Below are 16,319 nucleotides of genomic sequence, written 5' to 3'. Positions count from 1 at the left end.
TGGGTTTAGATTCGCGCCACCCTCGAGGAGCCCCCAGGCGCGACCGTTTAGCCTTGAGACATGGTGAACCAGGACACATTCAAGAACGAGTTCGAAGAGTGGGCACCCGCCTGCGTGCAACTCGCTTACACCTACGCCGACGGCCACAACGCACTCGACCGGCTCTGGGTGATCGCGCACCTCGGTGCAACCGTGACGCCGTACGCTGCCTACGAGGTCGCGGGTCGCATTTATGAACCCCACAACCTCGACGAGGCGATTCCTGAACTCGACTGCTCCCCCGACGCGCAGGGGGAACTTCTCGATCCGCTCCTCGAGAACTCGGTCGAACTGCGAAACGCAGTCGTCGAGGCGGGCGAGCCGCTGCCCACTCGCATCGTGCTGCGCTACGACGTCAAGCAAGAGGAACTTACGGCGAGCATGACCTACGACTCGCTCGAACCCGGAGTTCCCGAAGAGAAGCAGGTGAGCAACACCGAACTCATCGAGCGGTGGATTGAGCGACTACGCGAGACCGGCGATGACTCTGCATCCGCGCTCCCTGAGGAACCCGGCGACGAACAGGACGCTCACGCCACCACTATCGAGTTCGAGCCGACGGACCCCACCGACTGCGAGACACCTTTCGACCAGTGGTCGGCATACTGCTTGCAAGTCGCCTATAGCTTCGCCGACTGCCACGACTCACTTCAGCGCGTATGGGTCGTTGCCCACCTCGGCGGAGCCGTCTCTGTGAACGCCGTATACGAGATCGACGGTGCCATCGTCCGGTCGCACGAGCTGGGTAAAGCAGTCCCCGAGCTCGAAAGCCCGATCGAGGAGCAGGTCGAGTATCTCCTCGAACCGCTCACCGAAAACACGGCCGATTTCCAGGACGCCCTTGAGGCCGCGGGCGAGCCAGTTCCTACCCGTATCGTGCTGCGCTTCAACGTCGCCGAGGACGAGGTGAATGAGGACCTCACTTATGAACCGCTCGAACCTGGCATTGCCGAGGAGGAACAAAGCCCCGCGAGCGTGCTCCACGAGCGCTGGGTCGAGCGCTTGCGCGACACGGGCAACGACGCAGCTGGGGCTCTATGAAACTAACCCCCACGTTTGTGGCGGTATGAGATCGAGTTCCGCCACAATTGTTGGGGACAGATTCTCCTGGTTTCGTTAGGGACGCCGTCAGCCCTTGCGGACAACGTTGCGCGCGCCGCCGATTGGCTCCTCGAGGAGCGCGAAGAACGCCTCGTCATCGACCGGCTCATGGACTCGACGATGTTCACGGGCTTCGGCATCCGCACCCTCTCGAGCGACAACGGCGCCTACTTCCCCACCCGGTACCACGGTGGCAGCGTGTGGAGCCATGACACGGCGTTCATCATGCGCCAAGCCATGCGCGCAGGATTCACAAGCGAGGCACGGCAGATCGCCCGGTCGCTCGTGCGGGCGGCGAAGGGCTTCGACTGGCGCCTGCCCGAACTGTTTGCGGGGGATCCGAGGGCTGCCGTGCAGCAGCCGCTGCCGTATCCCGCGTCCTGCCGCCCGCAGGCGTGGGCTGCGGCGAGCGCCGTTCCGATCGCCGAAGCGCTCGGGATGCTTCCCGCACGAAACTAGGGCTTGACCTCCACTTTCACGACGTACCCGCTGAGTGGGAGATGCACGAGGGCGTAATCGGGGCGGCGCCCCGTGCGTTCCTCGAGGGCATTCAGGTAGGTCGCGAGCTGACCCACGTATTCGCGGCGAATGAAATCGAGGACGTCGGCTGGTTCGGTCCGCGAGTTCGTTTTGTGATCCACGACGATGCTGTGACCGTTCTCGAGGGTGAGCAGCGAGTCGATCCAGCCTTCCATGGCTTGACCGTCGGCATTCCACCACGCCACCGGAACTTCGGTGCCGACGGTGTGCCCCGGGAACTCGCGCGTGATCCAGGCGTGCCATCGCTCGCCGGCCTCGACGATGACCTCGGGCGTGACCTTCGCTTTGAGCAGAGGATTTGTGCCGAGCCATCGTTCGGTGATCCTCCGGGCGAGGGTGAGCTGGCGCTCGCGCGGTAGCTGCGAGTACGGGGTCGCAAGGTAGGCGTGGACGGCTTCGCCTACGAGTTCTCGGTGCGTTCCGCCCTCTCCGACGAGCGGGGCGCCGAGCTTCGCGTGAATCGTGACTCGCGCGTCGATGCCAGTGGAATCAACGGCGCTCGCGGCAAAACGCGCGGGAAGGCCGTCCTCGTGCTCGATGAAACTGGACGGCGTCCCCGTGGGAGCCGCCGTGGGTTCCGCCGCGAGTGGGCTTCGCTCCCGGCGGTACGGCTCGAAAGGCGAATCGGGGTCATCGGCGTCGCCTGGAGTCTCGTGGTGGAGAACCGTCACGGGGATCGTTGAGACGCGAGGCCCGCACTCACACCCGTTCGCCTGGGCGTTGTCGTCAGCATCAGCGGTGCAGTGAGGCTCGCTCTGGCCCGGAAGGCCGGCCGGGACGCGCGCCCCGGTCACGGTGAGGGCCGCGGAGCCGTCGGATTTTCCGGTGAGCCCGAGCGTGTAGGTGGCCTTTTGATCCCGAGCCTCTTTGCGCTCTTTCACGGCCGTCGTGGATTCGTCCCGCTCGGGCGTCCACGAGGCTGCTTCGGCGATTTCCGCCTCGAGAACCTCGGGCGAAAACTGCGCGTACAGCGTCTCGGTAAGGTCTTTGTGACCTGCGAGAACGAGCTGATATTTCGCTCGCGTGAGCGCAACGTAGTGGATGCGGGCCTCCTCCGCGCGGTTGGCGAGACGCGCGCGCGTCACATCACTATCGTGTGCGAGCGCCTTTGCCATGGGCGCGAAAGAGTCGTTGATGATCGGGTTGAAGCGCAGCGCTCGACCGGTAAGGGGGTGTTCGGGATCGAATTCCGACGCTGGCCTCGGCCGCACGGTCACCGCGTCTCGAACGTTTTTCGCTTTCTCGGGAACGATCGTGACGACCACGGGCCACTGGAGCCCCTTTGCGCCGTGGATGGTGCTGACGGTGACGGCGTTCGGGTCGTGCGCAAGCCTGTGCTCCTTGCCGTGTTCCGCAAGGAAGGCCCCGAGGCCGGCAAGGCCCATGGCGCGGCCCCTGCCCGTGCACTCCTCCTCGTATTCGCGGGCGAGCGAATGAAGGGCATCGAGAACTGCGAGTCGCTCCTCGCTCGCACTCCACTGCTTAACGCGCCGGGGAAGCTCGAGCGCATCGATGAGGGCGAGAACGACTTCGCTCGGACTGAGTTGAGCAGCGCGCGCACGCAAAGCTTCGAGACCCGCAAGTGCGGGATCTTCACGCCAGGTGTGCATGCGCCGCGCACGCTCGGCACGATTGGGGAGTGCGCCAAGCTCGTGGAACCAGCTTTCGTGCGACGCATGCTCCGGCACGAGGCTCACCAGCTCGGCGAGAGCGAGAGTGTCATTCGGGTCGAGGAGGGACGCGAGGCCCGCACGCATCATGTGCGCCTCGCGCCCGGTCCATAGATCACGCTTCGCGCCAGTCGTGGGTATGCCGAGGGTTTCAAGCGCGTCCGTCACGGTGGCAAGCGCTCCCCCGCCTCTCGCGAGCACGGCAATGTCACCGGGAGTCAGGGGCTCTCCGGCGATTGTGGCGCCCGAGGTGAGGAGCGCGTGGATGCCCGTCGCGATTGAGCTTCGCAATGCTGCATCCTTCGCGCGTGGCAGGTTCTCGGGGCCCTTCCACAGCTCCACGCCGCCCTCATGCCGCGTGTTCTCGCGGGCACCGGGCACGTCAAGCGCGACAGTCGACGGCTTCATGTCTCGAAAGATTGCCGTGAACAGGGCGTTGGTGAGGGCGAGCGGCGGCTCAGAGCTTCGATAGGAATCGGTAAGCGCCTCGACATTTCCGCCAGCGAACCCTCCGCGGCCCTCGCGCACGGCGTCGACGACGCCCGACATGAGCTCGGGGGCCGCGTCGCGAAAACCGTAGATCGACTGCTTCTGATCCCCCACCCACACGACATCCTCGACGAGGTCGCCAAGACGCATGAAGAGCTCGAGCTGGATCGGGGACGTGTCCTGGAATTCGTCAACGGCGAGGAAGCGAAACCTGCTCTTGAGCGAGAAGCGCACGCGCTCGTTGTGAGTGACAAGATCGAGCGCGAGGGTCTCTTGATCGGCGAAGTCCATGACCCCCAGTGCTGCCTTGTGCTCGGCATACGCTTCGAGCGCGTGTGCCGCAGTCGAGAACGCGAGGCGAATCAGCTTCTCGACGTCCGCGAGGAAAGCCTCATTACCGAGAACCCCCACGCCGTCGCTCGCGCCGAGGATCAGATCGGCAAGCGGTGCGAAGACAGCCTGGGGTCGCGCACCGGGCTTTTTGCCTCCGTGGGCCGGGCGCACTTTCGTCACGTCGGCGAGTGCCATCCACTGCGTCCACGGCACGTTCTCGATACCGCGGCTCATGCGACGGTAGAGCGACTCGAGCGTCACGATCGATCCCTCGATGTTTCCAAGTGTCGACGAGACCCGTTTCGCGGGCTCGCCGTCGCTCGGCCAATGCGTAAGCTCTTCACCCTGGGTTTCGGCCGCACGTGCCGCGTCGCGATCCGCCGTGAGTTCTGCGAGGCAGCTTTCGAAGGCTCGCAGCCAGGCTCCGCGCTGATCGGGTCCACTCTCGTAGCCCGCCTCATGGATCATCGAGCGGAAAGCGGTGATTGACTCCTCGGCACTGCGCTCGAGGGCGGCGGGTTCGATGCCGTTCGTGCGTGCGAGCCTCGTCATGCTCGTGACGGCGCTCGCCCACGATTCATCGCGCTCAAACGAGTCCGCGCCTCGGTCTGGCGCTCCTTCGTATCCGAGTCGAGCAAGAAGCTTGTGCTCGCGCTCCTCGATCTCGGCGATGGTGTGGTTGATCGACGCCGTGAAAATGAGCTCGCTTTCCTCTTCGCTCAGCACTCGCAGCTCGGGGCTAAGCCCCATGTCGATCGCGTAGTCCTGAACGATGCTCCCCGCGATCGAGTTGACCGTGCCAATGAGTGCCGAGCCGATCTCGTTCGCCTGCTCCACGTGCCCGAGCTCGATAAGGCGCACCTGGAGCCGCTCACGAAGCTCGGCCGCGGCCTTCACCGTGAAGGTCGTCGCGATGATTTCGCTCGTGCGCACGCCGCCCGCGAGCGCATCAGCCAGTCGCGTGGTGAGGGTGTAGGTTTTGCCGGATCCCGCCGACGCGGTGATGACGGTGAAGGTCATGAGTAGTCTCCCGTGAGTCCCGTGAGCAGGCAGTAGTCGCTGTAGGCAGTGTTAGCGTCGACGAATACGCGCCCCGCTTGCGCGCGTTCCTCGGCAAGTTCCGCCGCGGCTTTTTTGTGGGCGGTGTCGAGGGGCGAAAGACCGCTGGCAAGGGCGATGTCCCCCAGCGCACTCGTCACGCGGCCCTGGGCGATCGCGCTCAGTTCATCCTCGATCGTGGCGCGAAGCCGCTCGAAAAGGGCGAGGCTTCCGTCGGAAGTTTCGCCGCTTTCCCCTCGCCCGCCGAGGCCCCGGTCGAGGGTCACGAACTCCGCGTGGCGCAGCATGAAGTATCCGGAGCGCGGCTCGCGCATCTCACCTCTCTGTGCGCCATAGGCCCACGCGTAGGTCGCTAGCTGGAGCGCTTCGTGTGTGGCGACGTAGTTCGCGTATCGCGACGTGCTTTTCGTCCACTTGAAGTCGAGGAGAACGGGGCTCCCGTTCTCGTCGATTCCCGTGAAGTCGATCGAACCGAAGAGGGGCGCGGTGAACTGTTGGGCTGCGCCGGTGGCTTCCACCGTGAAGGCGAGGGGCACGCCTTCGAGTGCGTGCTCGATCTGAAGCACGCTGATGCCCGCGCTGCGGAGCGTGCGAAACAGCATGCCGATGCTAGTTTTCGCCCGCCGTAGGACGTACGCGCGCAGCGCCTCGTTGCCGGGGAGGTCGAGGTGGCTCGCGTAGCGGGGGATGAGCCGCGCCGCGAGTTCCTCGACGGTGCTTTCGGGAACCTCGTAGCTTGGCGGCACGAGCTTGTCAGTGACGAGAGTTTCGATAACGGCGTGCACGAGCGTGCCTATCGCGCGGTTGCCGCTCGGGACGCTCGCGGCGCTGCCCGGTTTGATGCCGAACGGATAGCGGAGCACCCATTCAAGGGCGTCGCGGTGAAGCTTTTCGAGCTGCGTAAACGACAGGCGTTCTGGCATGAGGTGCATCCCGGGCGTCACGTCGTGCGCGAGGGTTGATGGCGGCATGAGTCGAAGCTCGGGCACTGTTTCGAGCAACCCCGCCTCGAGCCGTCGCGCGGCCCATTGACGCGCATCGATAGTGAGCGCCCGGTGCTGCGTGGGATCGGATTGCTTCGCGTCCAGAGCCTTGATGTCGGGGTGGGCGTCAAGCCATGCTCCCGCGAGCGGCGCGAGTGCAGGGTTGAGGCTCGCACGCTCTCCGTCCACGACATCGGCAACGACGGCGACGATCGTTGAAGCTCGGCTCAGTGCACGCAGTTTCGTGCCCATCTCGAGCGCCTCGAGTGCCTCCGGTTCAATGACGCGCGCCCCACCTTCTTCGAGCAGGTCAACTTCCGAACGGTCCCACGTGGCACTGCGCCTCCCCTGGACTCCGGCGGCGCCCCACCACACCACCGTCCCTCCATCCACGTGCGCCTCGCTGATCGCCGTTTCCCACGGGGCGACGGATGGACGTGCAAGCACCGACCGTGCCGAGGGCGCGGATGCCGAGACGAGGTCGCGCAGCTCGCGCTCACTGATCGAGGGCCCGCCCACGAGGTCCACGAGATCGCGAAGGGTCGCGAGGTGCTGGCGAATAACGCTCTTCGCGGGCCCGGCCGCTCTCGGCATCGATTCCACTCGTGCCTCGAGAAACTCAAGGCGCCTGTCGAGAGCACCGACCGCCACGCGGTCCCCCGGAGTTTCGGCGGTGAACGCGCACAGCTCACGCACGATCGCGACATTGTGCGTGCCGGCCTCGGGATCCGCAGCTATCTCCTCGAGCGCCCGTGAGAAGGCCGAATGCGGGTCGCTCGCGTCGATCCCCGCTTCCTCTCCGAGGGCGCGAAGGAGCGCGCGGGTCACCTTCCACGGCAGCACGGGGGCCGACGCTTGCCCCTCCCCCGCAGGTTCCCGCCCCTTCTCGCACGGAACCTCGACACTGAGGAACTCCACGAGCGCCTGCACGTTCACGGGCGCGCTACTCGCCTCGAGAAAAAGCGGCACGATCTGTGCGGCAAGCCGTGGCAACTCCGCCGGTGCATGCGCGACGGGCGGGAGGCCGCGCCGCGTCAGCGACAGGTCAAGCGGAAGCGTTCCCCTACTTGCAAGCACGGTCCCCGTGCCCTCGCCCGCGCATGCGTCTTCGAGGATCTGCGCGGCGACTTCTCCGGCCGAAAGTTCCTGGGGCGCACGCACGATCGACAGTGAACCGGGCACGCGTGCATCTTCCTCGCGAACCGTCACCTCGACGCCGCAGCGAGAGAGGAGCGCAAAAATCGCCGGCCACCGGCCCGGGAGGCTGCGAGGATCCTCAGCACACTCGATGGCCTCGATCCCCAGTGGCCACACCTCGCTCGAAGCCGCAAGCTCTTCGAGCTCGGCGTGAACACTCGCGAGATCATCGGCAAACCCCGGTGGCAGATTCGCACCGGGAACTCCTTCGACACCCACGACAATGACCTGTTCGAGAGCCGCGAGCGCCTGAAGCCGCGGCTGGCGTACACCATCAACCCGGCGAGGCTCCGGCGCACGCCACCCCAACTCGAGCGCCTCATCGCGTAGCCGAAGCAGCACGCGCGCCGTGTTCCACGGATCCAACTCTCGCGAGCGCCGATACCACGAGTGATCCACCTCGCCGAGAAGGCGGTGCATGCGCGCGACCCTCACCGCGTGCGAGGTTTCCGGATGGCGCAGCCCCAGCCGCGTGAGCAGCACCCCCACGAGCTCTCGCGGCCCCGCGACCATGTCCCACGTACGCTCCGCGCCGCCGCGCGACGCCCACGCGGCGCCGTCGGCAAGCCAGCCAAATCGAATCCTCACGAGGGCCCCTCTCGACCGTTTCCCGTTACGCCCACAACGGTATCCCGGGGGTGAGACATTTAAACCGGCAACCGTCGGGCCCGCCCTCAACCGCAAGCCGAAGGCGACCCGAGGAGCCCAACCCGAGCGCTGCCCTACCTGTGTGCCGTCCCTGGTGGCCAGCATGCCGCGGCGCGAGCCTCATAGCTCCGGCTCTGCGCAGCCAAAACACGGCATCTAGCGCCAAAGTGGCGGAGCACACATGCCCTAATTTCCCAAAACGATGTCTCTGAATAGCGCTTGACCAGCGGCTGTTATATATTCGTGATGTTGTTCGTGTCGCGGGCCTCCCCGTGACGGAACCGCGTTCCTCATCTTCACAAACGAGGGCTCAGGCCCGCGCCGCCAAGCGGCGTTCCCATCGCCACCCGCAGCTGACGCCATCGCGCGGGTGGGGCGGTGCCGCGGTGAGGGGATTTCCGCGGTACGAGAAGCGCCCGGCGGAGGGGGTCCGACGGGCGCTTCTCTACATCTCCGGCCCCTTTCATCCGGGTGCCGGTCCTGGATTATTCGGGCGCAGCCTCATCGGAGGCCAAGGAGCCGTCGGACCCCTCCCCCGCATTCTCCCCGCCCGGGTTGCCACCGAGGTAGCCGAGGTAGCCGAAGCCGCCCTCCCACGGCTCCAGGTCGTCCTTCAACGCGTGCTCTGCCGACTCGTGCACGAGCCGAGTCGTGGCCTCCATGCCTTCGGCAATCACGAAGCCGAGCGGCATGTATTCCTTGAACTGATCCCAGAGTGCGCGCGCATCGGCGCTGCTCAGCCTCGACTCCCCCACGGGAAGCTCAAGGAAAATATCCTCGAGAACACCCTGGTTAGACGGCACAAGATCAAGCGTCCCGCGCATGTCCGGCCCGCTCAGACACCACGTGATCATCGCGGGCGATGCCTCCGCTGACATACCTACCACGGCCTCGCGATCCCACGGCGCACGAGAAATTTCACTTCGCCCCACCCGCACGCTCGGGAGTCCGACGGTTGCCGCGAGAAGGCGCTCGCTTGCTTCGCCCACCGCCTCGGTGTCGTCAAGGGGGTGAAGCACCTGGAGCCGAATGCGCAAACTCTGCGGGGTAAAGTGCGCAACACTGCGCGCCTCCGCCTGCTCGAGAACGCCATCACTCGTCCAGTCGTACCCGAGCCCCGTGATCCCCTCGACGGGCCCATCGGCGGTTTCGCGAATCCACAGCACCTGGAATGTCTCGAAAATGCGGCGCATGTACGGGGTGATGCGCGTACGTTCCGGTGTGCGAATGATGAGCGAATGGGGCTCGGCCTGCGCACTCGCGATGAGCGCGGAGATCCACGGGCTGTACTCGATGACCTCGACGGGCATGTCGATCACGCGCGGCACAAGAGGCGTGTCGTCCTCGTAGTACTCACCGCGGCTGATCTGCTCCCGCGGGGTCCGGTTCACCCAGCCCGCATCATCCACGAGGTCCACGTCGATGCTCACGTCGCTCGCGCTCGCCGAGAATGCACGCGCGCAGGCCTTCGCAAATGCGATCGTCTCGGCGCGTGGCCCGACGATCTCGGCCGCATAGTAGGGAGCGGCGATGACCGCATCGTCAACGAACCAGATGGGCGGGGTTGTGGATGTGCCGTCAGTGATCGCGACCGCAGAACAGTCGGTCGGCCACATCTCGTGATCGGGCGAGAACACGGCGCTCACCACTTCGGCAAGGCGCTCGGCCTCCCATGCGCGCGGGCTGTGAAGCCGCACAATGGCCTGCTGGTTCATGCCTTCACCTCTCAGTTGTTTGCGTGTGGACTGCCGAAGCCACGCGAGTGCGTCACTTCCTCATCTCCACCCTCGTACACGATCTGAACAGTTTCGCCCGGCTGCCCCATGCGGAACATGCGAGCCCGGCCCGTCGGGAGGGATCGGGCGCGCTCGCCACCGAGGAGGAGGCCCTCAGTACGGTCGCCCGAGAACATGAAGCCCGTCGCGCCACTCTCACGCACCGTGTTGAACACCGGCTCGTACAGACCGCGCGATGCGCCCGCGACACGGCGAGCAATGATCGCGGAGAGGTTGATCTCCGGCCCCATCGCGAGGAACGGCTGAAGAGCTTGAAGTGGGCTCATGTTGCCGGCCGTGAGCACGTCATAGTCATCGACAAGCAGAACAATGCGCGGCTGCGTTTCACCCTCGGCCTCCGCCGCTTCCGGCGAGCCAGGAACGCGCTTCTTAAGCTCGGGAATAATGGCGGCCACGAGCTGCTCAGCCAAGGTCGCGGAAGCCGCATACCCGCCGAGATAGGGCTCGGGGATGACATCCGCGAGGTTCCTGCGGGGATCGAATACGGCAAAGACCAGCTCCTCCTCGCTCCACCGCTTCATCATCTCGCGCGCGATGTACTTGAGCATGCTGGTGCGGCCCATCTTGTTGGAGCCGAGGAGCACCATGTTCCAGTCGGTGCCTTCCACGTCGAGTTGCGCCGTGCCGAGGTCGCCCTCGTAAAGGCCGATCGGGATGAGATTCTTCGATTCGCTCTGCTCGAGCAGATCGGGCGTGACAACCGTCGGAAGCAGACGCACCTTGGGCGCGCGGTCCGTGGTCGATGCCGAAACCGCTTCGACGAGGTTGGTGAGGCCCTCGACAGTCGTTTCGCGGTCTGCCTTAGAGTCGATGCGCGGGAGCGCGATCTGCCCGAACAGGCTCTTCGAGGTCAAGCACTGACCCGGGCGATCAGCGGCAATCGTCGCCGAGAGCTTACGCGCAACGCTCGACTCACCCGGGTCGGTGAGGCGCAATTCGAGGCGGTTACCGAAGTAGGTCTGCATCGTCAGTCGCGCGTCATTGAGGCGCGAACCGGTCGCGACCACGTGAACACCGAGGCCAGCACCGCGGCGGACGATGTCCTTGATGTTCTCCTCGAGGTCGTTGAACTCCTCGTTGAACTGACCAAACCCGTCAACGAGCAGCACGATCTCGCTCATGAGCTTCGGATCAACGTCGAGGCCCGCCGCACGCCGTACCGATTCGAGGTCGGGAAGCTGGCTTTGGTGGAGCAGAAGCTCGCGGGCCTGCATGGCGGCCTGAACCTCTTCGACCGTGCGGCGCACGGCCTCGCGCTGCTGGCGAGTCGCGATGCCCGCGACGTTCGGAAGCTTCTCGATTGCCATGAGGCCAGAGCCGAGAAGGTCAATGCCGTACACGATCGCCTCCGCGGAAGGATGCGTGAGCGCGAGGGATGCCGCGATCGTGTGGAGTGCCGTCGTTTTCCCTGAACGGGGAGCACCCACGATAAAGACGTGACCGCCTGGGCCAGCAAGATCGAGATTGAGCTTGCCCTGCCACTGACGCGCCGGATCGTCAATCATGCCAATCGGCACCGAGAGGAGCTTGTCCTTCGGCAGACGCAGACCGCGCCTCGTAGCCATGGGCTTGCCGGCAGCCTGGTCGAGCGTAATGACCTTGTCGATCGGGTCAAGCCAAATGGGGCGCGTGACGCGAGGCTGCTTCTCGAGCTGGGCAACGACGGTCGAAAGAATCGTGTCGCCCTCTTCGTCCTCATCATCGGCGCCGCCCGGGGCAGCTTTCTTATCGGGCTCCGAATCGGTATCGAGGACTGCAAACTCATCGATAAGGGAGACGTGAGGGAGGTCCGCAACCTCCATCTCATCCTCTTGCGCCGGCAAAAGGCCCGACACGTAGCCCGAACGGAACTTCGTGTAGGTCGTCGTGTCGACCTTGAGATAGCCGTAACCGGGCAACGGTGGAAGTGAGAACGCATCAACCGTGTCGATCACGGTGCGCGACTCGGCCGCCGACAGGGTACGAAGACCGATGCGGTACGACAGGTAGGTTTCGAGGCCGCGAAGCTTGCCGCCCTCGATGCGCTGGCTCGACAGAAGCAAGTGCACACCGATCGAACGACCGATACGGCCAATCGACAGGAACAGATCGATGAAGTCCGGGCGGGCGGTCAGAAGCTCGCCGAACTCGTCAATGATCACGAGCAGATGCGGAAGCGGCTCCATGTGTTCGCCACCGTCGGCCGCCTGCCGACGCCGGTACGTCGTAATATCCGAAAGGCTTCCAGCGTCCTTCAGGAGTTGCTGGCGGCGTTTGACTTCGCCCTCGAGGCTCGCGTACACCCTCTCCACGAGGTTCGCGTCGTCGCCAAGGTTCGTGATGACGCCCGCAACGTGCGGGAGATTCTCGAACGGCGCGAAGGCTGCACCGCCCTTGTAGTCGATGAGCACCATGTTGACGTCCGCCGGCGAGTGTCCCGTGACGAGGCCGAGCACCAAGGTGCGCAGGAGCTCAGACTTACCGGAACCGGTCGCACCGATCGCGAGGCCGTGTGGCCCCATGCCGTACTGTGCCGACTCCTTGAGGTCGAGCATGACCGGAGCGCCCTGGTCGTCGGTACCGATCTGGACGCGCAGGAAGCTCGAGCGGGGGCGCGGGGCCCACGCTTCCTCAAGGTTGATGTTCGTGAGTTCGCCGACGCCAAGAAGGTCCGAGGCGCGCAGTGCTTGCTGCGTTTCGTCGTGTTCAAGTGAGTCGGGTGCGAGGCGAACGCCGGAGAGGTAGCGCGCGAGCGCCCTCGCCTCTTCGTGCGTGAACTCGTCGAGCTTCACCGTAAGGCGCTCCGGCTCTTGATCGCGCGACGTGTAGCGCTCGATGATCGCCTCATCGGACTTGACCGATGAGGGGCTGATGCGAAGCGTGATGTCGTCGGGTTCGTGTTCGCGACTCGCGAGCAGGTGCAGCATCGTAAGGCCGACGTCCGACGGGCGCACCTCGCGGTCGCCGATGGGAAGATCGAGCGCGTCTTCTCCGTGATGGTCCGAGACGATCCACATGCGCGCCATGGTGCTCGAGATGTTGCCACCACCAAGATTGCGTCGCAGCTGCGCAGCCTCCGTGAGGCGTCGGTGAAGCTCAGGGCGGAGCACCTCCGCGAGCTGTCGCTCATCCTTCGCGATGCGGCGAATGGGACCGTGCTGAGTCGCGCGAGACTGGTCAGCCATGTGCGGAAGCCACGTCATCCACGACCAAAATTCGCGCGCTTCACCCTCGGGGTAGGTGAGAGCCATTTGGATGTCCTCGGGCGAGGACAGTGCTGCCGCATGACTCGTGAGCAACACGGCGATGCGACGGCAGAACGGCTGATCGCCCACGATACTCACGTTGCCCACGGAGTCGAACGGGATAGTCACGGGCGCATCGGGCATCGTCGAAAAACGGGCTTCGACGCGATCCAGCTCGCTCGACATGAACTCATCGTCGAGGCTCATCGCGTTATCTTCGCCGACGCGGTCGAACTCGACCGCCGGCGCGAAACCCGTACCGAGCCGCAAGCGCATGAAGTCCTGGTCGTCGCGGCGGCGCTCCCACAGCCTGGAGGTGGAGCGCGCGAGAGACAGAAGAGCCCCGGGGTGGGGTTCAGCTGCACGCGCAAGCTCGGCCCGATGCTGCTCGGCTTCAAAGAGCTCGCTCGATTGGCGGTCGAGGTAGGTCAGGTAGCGGTCACGGAGGGATTGCCGACGCCTGATTGTGCGACCACGGTTGCTCATAAACATGATGATGAACGCGATGACCGTCACGATCATCATGAGGGCACCGATCGCGGCGAGGGCGGAGCCCCTGAACAGCATCATGAGGGTCATACTCGTCGCGGCACCGAGCATGGGGATCAGCATGAGGAAGTTAGCCGTGCCGTCGTTCTCGGGCAGCGCCGGCGGCAGCTCGATCTCGTGGCGTGTGATCCCCGGGGCCGAGGGCGAGGTTCGGGCGGGACGGTGGACGATTCGTGTACTCACCGACTGACCGCCAACTGCATCATGAGCGCACCCAGCTCCTCGATTGCGACGCGGGAGGGTTCTGAAATGTTGGCGATACGAACGTGGGAGTCGCCAGCGAGATGCTGATCCTGCGGGATGACCACGAGGTCACCGAGCTGGATGCCGCCGCGGGGCTTTCCAAGGCCACTTTCCGGGGTCTCGCGAAGCAAACGAATAGTAGCGCCGTGCTTGTCACCGAGAGCCTCACGAATGTTCTCGACCTTCTCGATGCCTTGCACGGTACGGCGACCCACGATGACGATCACGTGCGGCATGAGCATCGAAAGCTCGTCGTCATTCACGTGCGAGTCGCAGTCGACGAGAAGCACCTGCTGCGATCGCGAGATCTCGCCGATCGATTCACGCGCCTGCAGGAGAGGTGTCTGCTGAAGGCGAAGACCTCGCTGGTGGTAGTTCTCACCGAGGAACCATGCGAGGTCACTCGTCGAGCGCAGTCCGGCCACCGTCACAGAACCGCCGCGCGCCTGCGCAAGGTAGCCCGCGCTCGCGACGAGAAGCGAGGTCACGCCTGCGCCGCCGTGGGCGCCGAGAAATGCGACGCGGCGCCCAGTCGTGATGGGCAGTTGCTCATCGCGTTGTGCCTGTGCAATGCGAGTCGGGGTTTCGTCGTTGCCGATCCATCCGGTCACTCGGCGCAGCGCGCGACGCGCCCCGCCTTCGCCCTTGCGTTTACTGATCTTGAGTGCGCGGTCTTTTTGGTTCACTGGAAAGTCCTCAACAATTCGCTATACACACCGAAAATACCGACGAGCGCAGGCACGGTCACGAGCGTGCAAATGCGTTCAATTACGCCGGAGATGCGACGTCCAAGGGCCGAGTTCACGGAGCTTCGGAAGGCGAAACGCGGGACCGTGTACACAGCGATCGCCACAACGATGACGCCCACGCCGAGCCAAAGTGAGAGGTCGGGGTTCGACGCGACAATCGCCTGAGCGCAACACACGCCAGTCACGATTGCGGCGCCCCACAGAACGGCCCGGTGGAGCGCGAACGGGAAGTGACGAGTGCGGAACACCATGGCAATGGCGACGGCGGCCACGGTGATTGCCGCGAAGATGTTCTCCACAACGAGGGCCGACGCAAGACCGAGGGAGATTGCCAAGATCACCGCGAGAACGATAACCGACATGGAGAGAGCCTCATACGCCTCTGAAATGGCGACGTCGACGCGCTTGACTTTCACGTCCTCGTCCTCGGCGAGGGCATCCTGGACCTTGTAGAGACCTGCCCCCTGCATTGCGAAGCGCGGCACTAGGCCGAGCGCCGCGAGGGCGATCACGGCAACGATCGCACCGGCCTGCTCCGCCGTTGCACCGAGCGTTGTGGACAGGGTGAAGATACCGATGCCGGCGGCAAGGGTGGCGAGGGCAGTGCCGAGCGCAAGGAAGCGTCGGCGGAGAACCCCAAACACTGCAAGGTTGGCCGCGAACGCGCTGATCCACCAGATCGCGCTCTCCTTGCTCCCGAATTCGAAGTTGATCCCTCCGAGGAAGGTGAGCAGGAGCGAGCCCGCGTACAGCGGCCACGCGAGGGTGTGGACCTTCAGTGCCGCGGTGACGATGGTGAGCGCGTACATTCCCGCGACGGGCCACCACGGGCGGGAAAACGCACCGGGGATGAACCACAGGGAAAGAAGGAGAAGGACAGTGGAAAGAATGCCGAGCACCCACGGGCGGCTGGTGTCGTTCCATAAACCCCGGACGTCGATTGACGTGAGGCGATCGACGACGTCGTGGACGACCGGCTCCAAGGGAGCGTCGGCAAGCGGCAGAACCTGCACAACCTGGCCGTCGAGAAGCTCTTGCTCACCAACGGGCACCGTGTGTTCAAGTCGCGCGCCGAGGACCGTGAAAAGGCCGAGGCTTGAAACTTTCGTGGTTTCGCCTACGAGCTCAATGAACTCGGGGATCACATCGGCGGGCGTGAGCGAGCCGGGAACGATCACGTCCGCAGCGCGCTCACTACCGCGAATAGTGAGGCGAACGTAAGGGCTTTGGGTCATTGCTTGTCCTCATCAGCAGTGTTCGGCGTGGAAGCCGGCGTAGTGGGAGGTGTGGCGGGAGTGGTGATCGACGTGCCCTGCATGGGCTGTCGTTTAAAGGTCGTGTCGGTCGCGAGGAGATGCATAACGAATGACACGGCTACGCATACAGCACACGCGAGGACGGCGAAGAAAATACTGGCGAGCATCGTGCCGAGGCCGTCCGTCCACGTCCGACGCAGCCTCTCCGACCGGTGCAAAAGCGCCTGGGCAAGCCGTTTCCGGCGCACCTTAACGGCGTCGAGAAGCTGGTCATCATAGGTGTACACGCAGTCCAAACCCCCTGCTGAGCGCGTCAGCGGTCAATATGCGAGAGCCATTGTGCACACAATCCCTGAGATAGGCCACTTGGGTGAACATTAAGGGAACATAACGGAACCTTTTGGTGGATTGGCGTGACACCGTCAGGGCGTTGTGGTTTTGTG

General features: G+C 64.6%; 9 protein-coding genes. 2 read left to right on the top strand and 7 right to left on the bottom strand.

Features of this window, described 5'->3' with window-relative positions:
* Positions 1-60: 60 nt before the first annotated feature.
* On the top strand, positions 61-1,080 hold the full coding sequence (locus tag DEHOM01_RS08445) for a hypothetical protein (RefSeq protein WP_061212371.1): 1,020 nt from the start codon (positions 61-63) through the stop codon (positions 1,078-1,080).
* Positions 1,081-1,095: 15 nt separating this feature from the next.
* Entirely contained in the window at positions 1,096-1,599 is a 504-nt protein-coding gene (locus tag DEHOM01_RS08440; RefSeq protein ID WP_061212370.1) for an amylo-alpha-1,6-glucosidase, read from the top strand.
* Here DEHOM01_RS08440 and DEHOM01_RS08435 read toward each other — a convergent pair.
* From DEHOM01_RS08435 to DEHOM01_RS08405, 7 genes are all read right to left on the bottom strand, one after another.
* Positions 1,596-5,192: a UvrD-helicase domain-containing protein gene (locus tag DEHOM01_RS08435; RefSeq protein WP_061212369.1), complete on the bottom strand. Its 3,597-nt coding sequence runs from the start codon at positions 5,190-5,192 to the stop codon at positions 1,596-1,598. The genes DEHOM01_RS08440 and DEHOM01_RS08435 overlap by 4 nt on opposite strands.
* A complete protein-coding gene (locus tag DEHOM01_RS08430; RefSeq protein WP_061212368.1) occupies positions 5,189-7,999 on the bottom strand; it encodes a PD-(D/E)XK nuclease family protein in 2,811 nt (936 codons plus the stop codon). Before DEHOM01_RS08430 ends, DEHOM01_RS08435 begins: the two co-directional genes overlap by 4 nt.
* A 545-nt stretch (positions 8,000-8,544) precedes the next feature.
* Positions 8,545-9,774: a DUF6177 family protein gene (locus DEHOM01_RS08425; protein ID WP_061212367.1), complete on the bottom strand. Its 1,230-nt coding sequence runs from the start codon at positions 9,772-9,774 to the stop codon at positions 8,545-8,547.
* A gap of 11 nt (positions 9,775-9,785) precedes the next feature.
* Positions 9,786-13,811 (bottom strand): type VII secretion protein EccCa, encoded by a 4,026-nt coding sequence (gene eccCa / locus DEHOM01_RS08420; protein ID WP_061212366.1) that lies wholly within the window; start codon positions 13,809-13,811, stop codon positions 9,786-9,788.
* Positions 13,808-14,557, bottom strand: coding sequence for a hypothetical protein (locus DEHOM01_RS08415; RefSeq protein ID WP_034371491.1), 750 nt, complete (start codon positions 14,555-14,557; stop codon positions 13,808-13,810). Before DEHOM01_RS08415 ends, eccCa begins: the two co-directional genes overlap by 4 nt.
* Positions 14,554-15,855 (bottom strand): ubiquitin family protein, encoded by a 1,302-nt coding sequence (locus DEHOM01_RS08410; protein WP_061212365.1) that lies wholly within the window; start codon positions 15,853-15,855, stop codon positions 14,554-14,556. The genes DEHOM01_RS08415 and DEHOM01_RS08410 overlap by 4 nt, the downstream gene beginning before the upstream one ends.
* The gene (locus DEHOM01_RS08405; RefSeq protein ID WP_034371485.1) at positions 15,852-16,163 is read right to left on the bottom strand and encodes a hypothetical protein; all 312 of its coding nucleotides are present in this window, start codon (positions 16,161-16,163) and stop codon (positions 15,852-15,854) included. Before DEHOM01_RS08405 ends, DEHOM01_RS08410 begins: the two co-directional genes overlap by 4 nt.
* Positions 16,164-16,319 lie beyond the last annotated feature (156 nt).

The organism is Dermabacter hominis NBRC 106157, assembly GCF_001570785.1.
Lineage (GTDB): Bacteria > Actinomycetota > Actinomycetes > Actinomycetales > Dermabacteraceae > Dermabacter > Dermabacter hominis.
The sequence above is the reverse complement of the archived record's forward strand: the minus strand, read 5'-3'. Positions and strand labels throughout refer to the sequence as shown.